Genomic DNA, 12,573 nt, shown 5'->3' with positions numbered 1-12,573 from the left:
CACCGGCCTGCAGTTCGTTCCTCGGGGCAGACGGCCGCCCGATGTCGCGGCCGCCCTTGCGCGACCCGTCGCTTCCGCCTAGATAGCCGCATCGGCCGCGAAGGACCAAGCCCCATGGAAACCGTCATCCTCACCGTCCACCTGATCCTTGCCCTTCTGCTGATCGGCGTGGTTCTGCTGCAGCGCAACGAAGGCGGCGCGCTGCTGTCGGGCGGGGGCAACATGCAGGCCCGCGGTCAGGCCACCGCGCTGACCAAGCTGACCTGGGTCTTTGCGGCGGCCTTCATCGCCACCTCGATCACGCTGACCGTTCTGGGCACGCGCGGCACCGGCACCGGATCGGTCGTCGATACCATCGCACCGACCGCACCCGCGCAGGACACACCCGCCGCGCCGGTTCCCGGCGCCGACCTGCTGCCACCCGGCCCGGCCGACGCGCCCGCCGCACCGCCGGTTCCGGCTGCACCCGCAGCACCGGCCGCGCCTGCGAACAGCACCCCGACCACCCCCTGACCACAATCCTTTGACGGGAACGGGCCGCCGCAGACATGATCTTGCGGCAACGGTTGCGCGCAGCCGCGCGCAGCGTTATAACCCAAATCCCGTGGTGCCGCGATTCCACCCCCCCGAATCGCGCTTTTGACAACACGGGAGTCCCGCCTTGGCGCGTTACATCTTCATTACCGGCGGCGTGGTTTCCTCTCTGGGCAAGGGCCTTGCCTCCGCCGCCCTTGGCGCGCTGTTGCAGGCCCGCGGCTATACCGTCCGCCTGCGCAAGCTGGACCCCTACCTGAACGTCGATCCGGGCACGATGTCGCCGTTTGAGCATGGCGAGGTCTTCGTGACCGATGACGGCGCCGAGACCGACCTGGACCTTGGTCATTACGAACGCTTCACCGGCGTCCATGCCCGCCAGACCGACTCCATCTCCTCGGGCCGCATCTATTCCAACGTGCTGGAAAAGGAACGTCGCGGCGACTACCTTGGCAAGACCATCCAGGTCATCCCCCACGTTACCAATGAAATCAAAGACTTCCTCCATATCGGGGATGATGAGGTCGATTTCATGCTGTGCGAGATCGGCGGCACCGTCGGGGACATCGAGGGGCTGCCGTTCTTTGAAGCCATCCGCCAGTTCATCCACGAACGCCCGCGCGGCCAGTCGATCCTGATGCACCTGACGCTGCTGCCCTACCTTGCGGCCAGTGGAGAGCTGAAGACCAAACCCACCCAGCACAGCGTCAAGGAACTGCAATCCATCGGCCTTGCCCCCGACGTGCTGGTCTGCCGCAGCGAACACCCGATCCCGGATCGTGAGCGGGAAAAGATCGCCCTCTTCTGCAACGTCCGCAAAGAGGCCGTCATTCCCGCCTATGACCTGAAGACCATCTACCAGGCACCCCTTGCCTATCACGCGGCCGGGCTGGACCAGGCGGTGCTGGATGCCTTCGGCATTACCCCCGCGCCGAAGCCCAACCTTGCCCGCTGGGAAGACGTGATGGACCGCCTCAGCCACCCCGAGGGCGAGGTGCGCATTGCCATTGTCGGCAAATACACCCAGCTTGAAGATGCCTACAAATCCATTGCCGAGGCGCTGACCCATGGCGGCATGGCGAACCGCACCAAGGTTCGGGCCGAATGGATCGACGCCGAGATCTTCGAACGCGAAGACCCCGCTCCTTACCTGGAAAACTTCCACGCCATCCTTGTTCCCGGCGGCTTTGGCGAACGCGGCACCGAGGGCAAGATCAAGGCCGCCCGCTATGCGCGCGAAAAGAAGATCCCCTACCTTGGCATCTGCCTTGGAATGCAGATGGCCGTGATCGAGGCCGCCCGAAATCTGGTGGGCCTCAAGAACGCCGGGTCCGAGGAATTCGACCACGAGGCAGGCGAAAAGCGCTTCACCCCGGTGGTTTACCACCTCAAGGAATGGGTGCAGGGCAACCACACCGTCCGGCGCAAGGCCGATGACGCCAAGGGCGGCACCATGCGGCTGGGCGCCTATACCGCCAACCTGAAAGAAGGGTCGAAGGTGGCGCAGGTCTATGGCACCACCGTGATCGAAGAACGCCATCGTCACCGCTACGAGGTGGACATCCGCTACCGCGACCAGCTTGAAAAATGCGGCCTCAGCTTCTCGGGCATGTCCCCCGACGGCCGCCTGCCCGAAATCGTCGAGGTGCAGGATCACCCCTGGTTCATCGGCGTGCAGTTCCACCCCGAACTGAAATCCAAACCCTTCGCCCCCCACCCGCTGTTCGCGGATTTCGTCCGTGCCGCGGTCGAGGTCAGCCGGCTGGTTTAGGCGGCCCTCCACGCCGTTTGCCCTGGCCCATCGGGGTGTCTGAGGATCGCGCGGATCACGCCCGCGCGGCTTGGACCAAGCTCATCTGGCGCCGGGCTCGGCCATTTGGCCCCGTGGCGACAGGGCGTTTGGAAGTCCTGCGATGACTTTAGCCCGATGCCGCCCCTGCCCCGATCTGTCGGCGGGTGGACCCCGGGCCGTCTTGCGCGCCCCCGAACCGCGCCCTATATTGGCTTTGTCCGGGGCAACCCGGACTATGGCGATAAACGCACCTGTAATAATCGGCTCGGACCCGGGGGCGGTACCCGGCGGCTCCACCAGACTTTCCCGTTCATTGCGGGCGTGTGGGGCCGAAATAGGATCGACGAACGACCAAAGAGGCCAGCTTTCGCTCGGTGAGGTACCACCGTGATCGGTCCAAGATCACAGTTGCCAATGACAACCGTGCTCCGGTGGCGCTGGCTGCGTAAGCAGCTCGCAATACCAAACCTAAGCCCTTCCGCTTAGCCGCGTAAGGCGGGGTCCGCAGGTACCTGGCAACAGAAACCTGCACCTTCCCCCTTCTTTCGCGGTTGCCCTGTGACAATCCGGCGCTACGGTGCCCGGCCATGACAACACCCGGCCTGCCTGAACTGACCCGCACCTTCGCCCGCATCGGCTGCCTGTCCTTTGGCGGCCCAGCGGCGCAGATCGCGCTGATGCACCGCGTGGTGCTGGACGAGAAGAAGTGGGTGTCCGAACAGGAATACTTGCGGGCGCTGTCCTTCTGTATGCTGCTGCCCGGCCCCGAGGCGATGCAGCTTGCCACCTGGATCGGCTGGCGGCTGCATGGTGGCCTGGGCGGGCTGATCGCGGGCGGGCTGTTCGTGCTGCCCGGTGCGCTGGTGGTGCTGGCGCTGTCGGCGCTTTACGCGGGTTTCGGAACGGTGCCGGCGGTTGCCGCGCTGTTTGCCGGGGTGCAGGCGGCCGTCATCGCCATCGTGATCGAAGCGTTGATCCGGCTGTCACGCCGGGCCTTGCGCGGGCGGGCGGACCTGCTGCTTGCGCTGGCTGCCTTCCTTGGCCTGTTCGTGCTGGCCCTGCCCTTTCCGGTGATCCTGATCGCCGCGGGGCTTTGGGGTTTTTTGCGTTCCGCCCCGACCACAGCCGCCCCGCCCGTTGACACCGCGCCCCCCCGCCACCCGACCACCGCCGCCGGGCTGGCGCTGGCGCTGTGGCTGGTGCCGCTGGCGCTGGTGTGGGCCTTTGCCCCGGACCGGCTGGCCGAAATCGCGCTCTATTTCTCGAAGCTGGCCTTGCTGACCTTTGGCGGCGCCTATGCCGTTCTGGCCTGGATGGCGCAAGAGGTGGTCGAGGTGCGCGGCTGGCTGACGCTGCCGCAGATGATGGACGGCTTGGGTCTGGCCGAAACCACACCCGGACCGCTGATTCTGGTCACCGAATTCGTCGGCTACATGGCAGGCCACGGCGCCGGGGGCTGGGCGATGGGGCTGGCCGGGGCGGCCATCGCGGTCTGGATGACCTTCGCCCCGTCCTTCCTGTTCATCTTCGCCGGGGCGCCCTTCATCGAACGGCTGACCCGGATGCCCCGGCTTTCGGGCGCGCTGGCCGCCATCACCGCCGCCGTGGTGGGGGTGATCGCCAGCCTGTCGCTGTGGTTCGCGCTGCATGTGCTGTTCGGCAGCGTGCAGCGCCTGACACTTGGCCCGGTCAACATGCCCTGGCCCGATCTGGCCACGCTGCAACCGCTGTCGCTGGGGCTGGCGTTGCTGGCGGGCTGGCTCCTGCTGCGCCAGCACTGGCCTCTGCTGGCGGTGCTGGGTCTTTCCGCCCTGCTTTCCATCATCCTGCGCGCGATCTGACGGCGGCGGTGCATCCGCAGGCCGTCGCCCCCTTTCCTTGGCCCGCGAATCCCCTATGCTGGGCCGCAGCGAAGGGGGACACCGGATGGTCCGCAGCATCGACTATGGCAATCTCATGCATCAGGCCATGCGCGGCCTGATCCAGACCGTTCTGCGCGATGTTGCAGAGCATGGCCTGCCGGGCGCGCACCACTTCTTCATCACCTTCGACACCACCCACCCGGATGTCGCCATCGCCGATTGGCTGAAGGCACGCTATCCCTCCGAAATGACGGTGGTGATCCAGAACTGGTATGAGAATCTGGAAGTCACCGACGACGGCTTCTCGATCACGCTGAACTTCGGCAACAACCCCGAGCCGCTGGTCATTCCCTTCGATGCGGTCCGCACCTTCGTAGACCCCTCGGTCGAATTCGGCCTGCGCTTCGAAAGCCACGAAGAAGAAGGGGACGAAGACGAGGGCGAAGAAGGGGATGACGCCGAAGAAACCCCGGTCCCCGTGCACGACGCCGAAATCGTGCGCCTCGACCAGTTCCGCAAGCCCTAGGCCTTTGGCCAACGATCTGGACCTGTTCCGCCGCCGGCTGCTGCAAAATCCGCGGCAGGTGTCCGCCATTGCCCCCTCGTCGCGGACGCTGGCACGCGCGATGACGCTGGGGCTTGGCCCGCAATCGGGCCGCGTGGTCGAATTCGGGCCCGGCACCGGCCGGCTGACCGAGGCGATCCTGGCCCGTGGCGTGCCGCCGCAGAATCTGACGCTGTTCGAACTGGACGAGGAATTCGTCGCCCATCTGAAAAGCCGCTTTCCGGGCGTGACGGTCATCCAGGCCGGGGCACAGACCGCCGCCGATCATGTGGCGCCGGGCGTGCAGACGGTGATCTCCGGCCTGCCGCTGCTGTCGATGCCCGAAGCGGTGCGCGAAGGCATCGTCGCGGCGGCGTTCCGCGTTCTGGGCCCGCGCGGCACCTATGTGCAATTCACCTATGGCAACCGCCCGCCGCTGCCGCCCGAGGTGATTGCAGCCCTTGGCCTGCGGGTGAACAAGGGCCACAAGATCTGGGCCAACCTGCCCCCGGCCCGCGTCTTCCGCTTTCGCCGGAGCTGACCGCGAAACCAACGGTATGCGACGGTATGCCGATTGATTTCACCCCGGCGCGGGTCTATTCGGGCGGCGAGAGTTTGCTGGAGGCACCCGATGACCGCGACCCGCACCGAAACTGACAGCTTTGGCCCGCTGGAGGTTCCCAGCCACAAGTATTGGGGCGCGCAGACGCAGCGCTCGATCATCAATTTCCCGATCGGCTGGGAAAAGCAGCCGGTGCCGATCATCCGTGCCCTTGGCGTGATCAAGAAAGCCGCCGCCATCGTGAACGAGGCACAGGGCGACCTGCCGGCCGACCTGTCCCGGGCCATCCAGCAGGCGGCGCAGGAAGTGATCGACGGCAAGTTCGACGACAACTTCCCGCTGGTGGTCTGGCAGACCGGCTCGGGCACCCAGTCGAACATGAACGCCAACGAGGTGATCTCGAACCGCGCGATCGAGATCATGGGCGGGGTGATGGGCTCGAAGAAGCCGGTCCATCCGAATGACCATGTGAACATGGGCCAGTCGTCGAACGATACCTTCCCCACCGCCATGCACGTTGCCATCGGCACCCATACGCGTGACGTGCTGATCCCCGGCCTTGAAAAGCTGTCCCGCGCGCTGTGGGCCAAGGTCGAGGAGTTCAAGGACATCATCAAGATCGGTCGCACCCATACGCAGGATGCCACGCCGCTGACGCTGGGCCAGGAATTCAGCGGCTATGCCACCCAGGTTGACCGCGGCATCGAACGGGTCAAGCTGGCCCTGCCGCATATCTACGAACTGGCGCAGGGCGGCACCGCCGTGGGCACCGGGCTGAACACCCGCAAGGGCTATGATGCGCGCGTGGCGGCGGAAATCGCCGCGATCACCGGCCTGCCCTTCGTCACCGCCCCCAACAAGTTCGAGGCACTGGCCGCCCATGACGCGATGGTGTTCTACTCGGGCGCGCTGAAGACGGTGGCGGCGGCGCTGTTCAAGATCGCCAACGACCTGCGGCTGCTGGGTTCGGGTCCGCGCTCGGGCCTGGGCGAACTGATCCTGCCGGAAAACGAACCCGGCTCCAGCATCATGCCGGGCAAGGTGAACCCGACCCAGGCCGAGGCGCTGACCATGGTCTGCGCCCATGTCATGGGCAACGATGCCGCCGTGGGCTTTGCCGGCAGCCAGGGCCATTTCGAACTGAACGTCTACAACCCGATGATGAGCTACAACGTGCTGCAATCGATCCAGCTTCTGGGGGATGCGGCCAGTTCGTTCACCGACAACATGGTTGTGGGCACCAAGGCCAATGTGGCCCGGATCGAGAAGCTGATGAAGGAAAGCCTGATGCTGGTGACGGCGCTGGCGCCGACCATCGGCTATGATGCCGCGACCAAGGTCGCCAAGACCGCGCACAAGAACGGCACCACCCTGCGCGAAGAGGCGATTGCCCTTGGCTATGTCGATGGCGAAACCTTCGACCGCATCGTCCGGCCGGAAGACATGATCGGCCCCAAGGACTGACCATGGCCGAGATCGTCAACCTTCGCAGCGCGAAAAAGCAGGCGGCCCGCAAGGCCGCCCGCGCGAAGGGCGACGAGAACGCCGCGAAGTTCGGCCGCAGCAAGGCCGAGCGCGAGCTGGAGAAGGCGCGGGCGGAAAAGGCCGCCCGCGACCACGACGGCCACCGGCGCGATCCGGATTAACCGAGGGTTAACCTTGATCGGCAAGGCTTCCGCCAGTTTCAGGAGGAGAGCCATGACGCCGCTTCCCGCACCGATCACGCCAGACCGCTGGCTCTGTCAGTTGTTCTCCGCACAGACTGCCGCATCAGGCGGCATTGTCCGCCGGCAGGTGCGGGATGTCGAACGGCTGGTCGGGCGTGACCGCTTTCTGCATGAAATCCGTCGCAGGGGTTTTCGCGCTGTTGAAAATGCCGGGCATTTCGTGATCTTCTGCAATACGGAGCCGGTCCATGTGCTGACATGACCGGCAGGAAAGGCAAATTTCTTCGAAGAAATTTGCAAATTCCTTCGAAGGAATTTGCCCAGTGACCACCCGCCCCGCGAAACACTCCCTCACCCTGCACGGCCATCGCACCAGCGTCTCGCTGGAGCCCGAGTTCTGGGAGGCGTTCCGCGACATTGCCACCCTGCGGGGCCTGTCGGTGAACCAGCTTGCGTCCGAAATCGACGCCGCGCGTCGCGGAGAGGAGGGCCTTGCCTCGGCGATCCGGGTCTTCTGCCTGAAACATCATCAGGGCACCTGACAGCCGGAAGGGAACACCCATGCGCGCCGCCGTCCTTCGCGCCTATCGCGAACCCCTGTCGCTGGAAACCGTCGCAGACCCGGTCTGCGAGGCTGATGGCGTGGTGCTGAAGGTGCTGGCCTGCGGCATCTGCCGGTCAGACTGGCACGGCTGGGTGGGCGAACACCCCAAGGTGCGCCCGGGCGACATTCCGGGCCATGAATATTGCGGCGAGGTGGTCGAGGCCGGGCCGCTGGCGAAATGGTGCCCCGGCGACCGGGTGATCGCCCCCTTCATCCTGGCCTGCGGCGACTGCCCCGACTGCCGCTCGGGCCAGACCACAACCTGTCGCAGCCAGCGCGTGCCGGGCTTTGGCGACCGGGGGGCCTGGGCCGAATATGTCTCGGTGCCCCATGCCCACAACCTGACCCGCCTGCCCGACAGCCTGTCGCCCGCGCTGGCCGCGGGCTTGGGCTGCCGTGTCACCACCGCCTATCACGGCCTGACCGGCCGCGCCGCCTTGCAGGCGGGCGAATGGCTGGCGGTGCATGGCACGGGCGGAATCGGCCTGTCCTGCCTGCTGCTGGGGCAGGCACTTGGCGCGCGGGTCATCGTTGTTGACGTGGTGCCGGAAAAGCTGGCCCATGCGCGGGCACTGGGGGCCGAACATGCACTGGATGCGCGTCAGGGCGATGTGGCGGCGCAGATCGTGGAACTGACCGGCGGCGGCGCCCATGTCAGCGTCGAGGCGCTGGGGATCGAGGCCACCGCCAATGCCTCGCTGCGCTGTCTGCGTCCGCTGGGCCGGCATGTGCAGGTCGGCCTGCCGGTCGGCCATACCGCCACCATGCAGATCGACATGAACGCCCTTTACATGCGGCAGTTGTCTGTGTTCGGCACCCGTGGCATGCCGGCCTGGCGCTACCCCTCGCTGTTGTCGCTGATCGAGACCGGGCGGGTGGACGTATCCCCCATCGTAGCCCGCACCGTAGCCCTGTCGCAGGCCACCGGCGAGTTGCGCGCCTTCGACGGTCCCACCGCCCCCGGCGTTGCCGTCATCACCGATTTCGCCGCCTAGCCGGCCACCCGCGCCAGCACCGGCACCAGGTCACCATAGCCGGTGAAGCGCCGCTCATAGGCCAGCCCCAGCCGGGCGGCGCAGTCCTGCGCCCTGGCATCCAACGCCGGGTCATTGGTCTGGGCCTGATAGACCAGCTTGGTGTAATTGCCGAACATCATGTCCCGCAGTTCCGGGTGCCGGTCCAGACCCATCGGCCGCCAGACGAAGGCATCGAACTGGCGCACCAGAAAATCGGTCAGGTAGAAGGCGGTGATTTCGCTTTCGGAGTGGCGGGCGAAGACCTCATTCCCTTCAAAAAACGAATAACAATGCGGGCCTTCGACCATTTCGACGCCCAGTTCCTTGCACTTTTCGAACAATTGACCGCCAGTACCGCAATCTGCGTAGACCACGAAGATCTGTTCGTAATCCGCGCGCCGGTCCCGCACCACCGCCTCAACCGCCGTCACAATCCGGTCCGGCCAGAGGTGCAGGTTGGCGGGCAGGCATTGCAGATCAAGGTGCGTCCAGCCGTTCGCCGCGCGGACGTCCAGAATCTCACGCGCCAACGCGCCACAGGCCACCAGCAGGATGCGCCCCTGCCGCGCTTCGGCCAGCCCGTCCTGCGTCAGCGTCTCGTCGGGTGGCGTCAGCGCCACTGACGCGCCCCGACGATCAGGCTGCCGACCAGCGTTGCGAAGGCAACGGCCGCAAGCGGGGCCTTGACCCAGACCAGCAACAAAATGGTCAGACCAGCGGCCAGAATGACCAGCGCCAGAAGACCAAGGAAATGTGTGAGTGGCATGATCTCGCCCTCCGTTCCTTCAATCTGGTCCTTCTTCGGACCGATTCCAAGTCACGAATGAAAGAGGCCCCGGAAATACCGGGGCCGCCTTGGAAATTTCGCCTGGCTCAACCGTTGAGCTGGTTGTGCTTGCGGCTAACCAGTTGCTTGGCGGTCTCGACCGCGACGGCCGCATCGCGGCAATAGGCATCGGCCCCGATGGCACGGCTGAACTCTTCGTTCAGGGGCGCACCGCCGACCAGCACGATATAGTCCTCGCGCATCCCCTTTTCCTTCAGCGTGTCGATCACGACCTTCATGTAGGGCATGGTCGTGGTCAGCAGCGCCGACATGCCAAGGATGTCGGGCTTTTCGCTGTCCAGCGCGTCCAGGTATTTCTCGACGGCATTGTTGATGCCCAGGTCCACCACTTCGAACCCGGCGCCTTCCATCATCATCGCGACAAGGTTCTTGCCGATGTCGTGGATGTCGCCCTTGACGGTGCCGATCACCATCTTGCCCATCCGCGGCGCGCCGGTTTCGGCCAGCAGCGGCTTCAGGATGGTCATCCCCGCCTTCATGGCATTGGCCGACAGCAGCACTTCCGGCACGAACAGGATGCCGTCGCGGAAGTCGTCGCCGACGATCTTCATGCCGGCAACCAGCGCCTTGGTCAGCACGTCATAGGGCGTCCAGCCGCGTTCCAGCAGGATGTTGGTACCGTCCTCGATTTCTTCCTTCAGGCCGTCGTAAAGATCGTCATGCATCTGCAGGACAAGCTCGTCGTCCGAGAGTTCGGAGAGGATGATTTCTTCGTCGTCGGCCATGGGGCACTCCGGGGTGTCGGTCTCTGCCATTGTGCATGCGGCGAAAGCGCCTCTTGCACTTCTCAGTAAGCGACATGCGCCGGATGAAAGCCGACAGCAAGCGGAAAAGCGGGGCCAGGATGCAAAGCAGGACCTTGGCAAATGTTCACTTTTCGTTCTATCATGCCGCCATGCTAGCGCCCCACCCTTCCCTTCTGCCCGGACAGCGCAAACGCGGCCGTGGTGCCGCGTCCAACATCACGGGCCGGTTCGAAGGCCACAGCCGCGAAAGCGCCGATGACGGCTGGGACATCCCCGAGGAAGAGCGGCTGATCGCGACCGAGGTGCGCGAGGAACAGCCGCGGTCCGCCCTGAGCTGGAACCGCTCGCCCGACCTGCCCTTCGACCGAAGCATCAACCCCTATCGCGGCTGCGAACATGGCTGCATCTACTGCTTTGCCCGGCCGACCCATGCTTACCTGAACCTCTCGCCGGGGCTGGATTTCGAAACCCGGCTGATCGCCCGCCCCGGCATCGCCGCCGTGCTGGAGCGTGAGCTGCGGGCGCGGTCCTACAAGGTCGCGCCGGTGGCGCTTGGCACCAACACTGACCCCTATCAGCCGGTCGAGGCGAAATGGCAGATCATGCGCGATGTGCTGAAGGTTCTGGCCGAGTTCCGCCACCCGCTGGCGATCACCACCAAGGGCACGCTGATCGAGCGCGACCTTGACCTGCTGGCACCGATGGCGGCGCAGGGGCTGTTACGGGTGGGTGTCTCGGTCACCACGCTGGACGCGGGGCTGTCGCGCCGGCTGGAACCGCGCGCCCCTGCCCCGGCGCGGCGGCTGGAAACCATCCGCCGGCTGACCACTGCCGGCATCCCGGTGCGGGCGATGGTGGCGCCGGTGATCCCCGGCCTGACCGATGCCGAACTGGACGCCATCCTGGAAGCCACGCGCGATGCCGGCGCCAGCGCGGCAAGCTGGATCATGTTGCGCCTGCCGCTTGAGGTGGCCCCACTGTTCCGCGACTGGCTGGCCGAACATGCCCCCGGACGCGCCGCCAAGGTGATGGACCGGGTCCGGCAGTCGCATGGAGGCAAGGATTATGACGCCGCCTGGGGCAAACGGATGCGCGGCGAAGGGCTGTGGTCGCGGCTGATCGCGCAAAGGTTCGACAAGGCCATTGCCCGGCTGGGGCTGGACAAGGCCCTGCCGCCCCTGCGTTGCGACCTGTTCGCCGTCCCGTTCCGGCGCGGCGATCAACTGGGTCTGTTCTGACCGGAGGCCATCTGTCGGCAAATTCCTTCGAAGAAAATTGCCCGGACCCTTCGCAGGGTCCGGTGTCCGGCCTCAGCCGCGCCGCCCGCGCCGTTCGCGGCGGGCGGGGCCTTCGCCATCGGTCCCGTCCGAGGCAGACGAGAACGCGCCCAGCTTGGCCTGAATATCCTCGACCGTCGGGCGCGGGCCCTTGGGCCGGCTTTCCAGCGCGGCGCGCATCGCCTTCAGGTGCTCGGGCATGGTGCCGCAGCAGCCGCCAATGATCCGCACCCCGGCATCGCGCGCCAGCACGGCATATTCCGCCATCAGTTCGGGCGTGCCGTCATAATGGATATGGCCGTCGTGGAACTTGGGAATCCCGGCATTGCCCTTGGCGATGACCGGCCGCTGCGATCCGGTGGCCATGAAGCCCAGAACCGTGCGCATCAGATCGCTGGCGCCCACGCCGCAATTCGCACCGAAGGCAATCGGCGGATTGGGCAGCTTTTCCACCATCTCGGCCATGGCGGCCGAGGTGACGCCCATCATCGTGCGCCCGGCGGTGTCAAAGCTCATGGTGCCGCACCAGGGCATCCCCGCCAGCGCCGCAGCTTCGGCTGCCGCCCGGTATTCCTCTGGCGCGCTGATGGTTTCCACCCACAGCACGTCTGCCCCGCCTTCCTTCAGCCCCTCGGCCTGCTCATGGAATATCTCGACTGCGGCCGCATGGGTCAGGCTGCCGATGGGTTCGAAAATCTCGCCCGTCGGGCCCACCGATCCGGCCACCACCACCGTGCGGCCCGACTTGTCGGCGATCTCGCGCCCCAGCGCGGCGCCAACGCGGTTCAGCTCGCGCACACGGCCCTGGGCATTGTGCAGCTTCAGCCGCGCCGCATTGCCCCCGAAGGTATTGGTCAGAAAGATGTCCGACCCCGCCTCTACCGCCGAGGCATAGAGCTTGCGGATGTTGTCGGGCTTGTCGATGTTCCACAGCTCGGGCGGTTCGCCCGAAGACAGGCCCATGTTGAACAGGTTGGTCCCGGTGGCCCCGTCGGCCATCAGCCAGTCACGGGTAGACAGCAGTTTCGTCAGCGCATCGGTCGCCATCACGGGGCCCTTCCTGAAAACACCTGTTTCAACGGGGCCAAGCTGTGCCATGGCCCCGCAAGGGATGCAATCCAA

15 protein-coding genes and 1 other RNA gene are annotated in these 12,573 nt (G+C 65.8%); 12 read left to right on the top strand and 4 right to left on the bottom strand.

Going from position 1 to position 12,573, the window contains the following annotated elements; genetic code table 11:
• Nucleotides 1-114 precede the first annotated feature (114 nt).
• From secG to B6K69_RS16350, 11 genes are all read left to right on the top strand, one after another.
• Complete coding sequence (secG, locus tag B6K69_RS16400) at nt 115-513, top strand: preprotein translocase subunit SecG (RefSeq protein WP_108644559.1); 399 nt, start codon at nt 115-117, stop codon at nt 511-513.
• A gap of 148 nt (nt 514-661) precedes the next feature.
• Nucleotides 662-2,305: a CTP synthase gene (locus B6K69_RS16395; RefSeq protein WP_108644558.1), complete on the top strand. Its 1,644-nt coding sequence runs from the start codon at nt 662-664 to the stop codon at nt 2,303-2,305.
• 198 nt (nt 2,306-2,503) lie between these two features.
• Nucleotides 2,504-2,859: a transfer-messenger RNA gene (gene ssrA / locus B6K69_RS16390) on the top strand.
• Nucleotides 2,860-2,913: 54 nt separating this feature from the next.
• On the top strand, nt 2,914-4,167 hold the full coding sequence (chrA, locus tag B6K69_RS16385) for a chromate efflux transporter (RefSeq protein WP_108644557.1): 1,254 nt from the start codon (nt 2,914-2,916) through the stop codon (nt 4,165-4,167).
• Between the two features lie 85 nt (nt 4,168-4,252).
• Nucleotides 4,253-4,714: an SspB family protein gene (locus B6K69_RS16380; protein ID WP_107672184.1), complete on the top strand. Its 462-nt coding sequence runs from the start codon at nt 4,253-4,255 to the stop codon at nt 4,712-4,714.
• A gap of 4 nt (nt 4,715-4,718) precedes the next feature.
• Nucleotides 4,719-5,273, top strand: a complete 555-nt coding sequence (locus B6K69_RS16375) for a class I SAM-dependent methyltransferase (RefSeq protein ID WP_164681984.1) — start codon at nt 4,719-4,721, stop codon at nt 5,271-5,273.
• 90 nt (nt 5,274-5,363) lie between these two features.
• Nucleotides 5,364-6,758 carry a class II fumarate hydratase gene (fumC, locus tag B6K69_RS16370; protein WP_107672094.1) on the top strand — a complete coding sequence of 465 codons (1,395 nt, stop codon included), beginning with the start codon at nt 5,364-5,366 and terminating at the stop codon, nt 6,756-6,758.
• A gap of 2 nt (nt 6,759-6,760) precedes the next feature.
• Nucleotides 6,761-6,940, top strand: a complete 180-nt coding sequence (locus tag B6K69_RS16365; protein WP_108644555.1) for a DUF4169 family protein — start codon at nt 6,761-6,763, stop codon at nt 6,938-6,940.
• A gap of 52 nt (nt 6,941-6,992) precedes the next feature.
• Nucleotides 6,993-7,223 carry an N-(5'-phosphoribosyl)anthranilate isomerase gene (locus B6K69_RS16360; protein ID WP_108644554.1) on the top strand — a complete coding sequence of 77 codons (231 nt, stop codon included), beginning with the start codon at nt 6,993-6,995 and terminating at the stop codon, nt 7,221-7,223.
• Nucleotides 7,224-7,284: 61 nt separating this feature from the next.
• Nucleotides 7,285-7,503, top strand: coding sequence for a ribbon-helix-helix domain-containing protein (locus B6K69_RS16355; RefSeq protein WP_108644553.1), 219 nt, complete (start codon nt 7,285-7,287; stop codon nt 7,501-7,503).
• A gap of 19 nt (nt 7,504-7,522) precedes the next feature.
• A complete protein-coding gene (locus tag B6K69_RS16350; protein WP_108644552.1) occupies nt 7,523-8,560 on the top strand; it encodes a zinc-binding dehydrogenase in 1,038 nt (345 codons plus the stop codon).
• On the opposite strand, the gene B6K69_RS16345 is transcribed toward B6K69_RS16350, so the two are convergent.
• From B6K69_RS16345 to B6K69_RS16340, 3 genes are all read right to left on the bottom strand, one after another.
• Nucleotides 8,557-9,195, bottom strand: a complete 639-nt coding sequence (locus B6K69_RS16345) for a DUF1638 domain-containing protein (protein ID WP_108644978.1) — start codon at nt 9,193-9,195, stop codon at nt 8,557-8,559. The genes B6K69_RS16350 and B6K69_RS16345 overlap by 4 nt on opposite strands.
• On the bottom strand, nt 9,192-9,347 hold the full coding sequence (locus tag B6K69_RS18275; RefSeq protein ID WP_164681983.1) for a DUF4175 domain-containing protein: 156 nt from the start codon (nt 9,345-9,347) through the stop codon (nt 9,192-9,194). The genes B6K69_RS16345 and B6K69_RS18275 overlap by 4 nt, the downstream gene beginning before the upstream one ends.
• 107 nt (nt 9,348-9,454) lie before the next feature.
• On the bottom strand, nt 9,455-10,153 hold the full coding sequence (locus B6K69_RS16340) for a corrinoid protein (protein WP_108644551.1): 699 nt from the start codon (nt 10,151-10,153) through the stop codon (nt 9,455-9,457).
• Between the two features lie 170 nt (nt 10,154-10,323).
• Between B6K69_RS16340 and B6K69_RS16335 the strand changes: the two genes are divergently transcribed.
• Nucleotides 10,324-11,412: a PA0069 family radical SAM protein gene (locus B6K69_RS16335; protein WP_108644977.1), complete on the top strand. Its 1,089-nt coding sequence runs from the start codon at nt 10,324-10,326 to the stop codon at nt 11,410-11,412.
• A 72-nt stretch (nt 11,413-11,484) separates the two neighbouring features.
• On the opposite strand, the gene bmt is transcribed toward B6K69_RS16335, so the two are convergent.
• Nucleotides 11,485-12,498: a betaine--homocysteine S-methyltransferase gene (gene bmt / locus B6K69_RS16330; protein ID WP_108644550.1), complete on the bottom strand. Its 1,014-nt coding sequence runs from the start codon at nt 12,496-12,498 to the stop codon at nt 11,485-11,487.
• Between the last annotated feature and the right edge of the window lie 75 nt (nt 12,499-12,573).

Source organism: Pseudogemmobacter blasticus, from assembly GCF_003071405.1.
In the GTDB taxonomy this organism is placed as follows: domain Bacteria; phylum Pseudomonadota; class Alphaproteobacteria; order Rhodobacterales; family Rhodobacteraceae; genus Pseudogemmobacter; species Pseudogemmobacter blasticus.
Note: the sequence above shows the minus strand (reverse complement) of the source record. Positions and strands in the feature narration are given on the sequence as shown.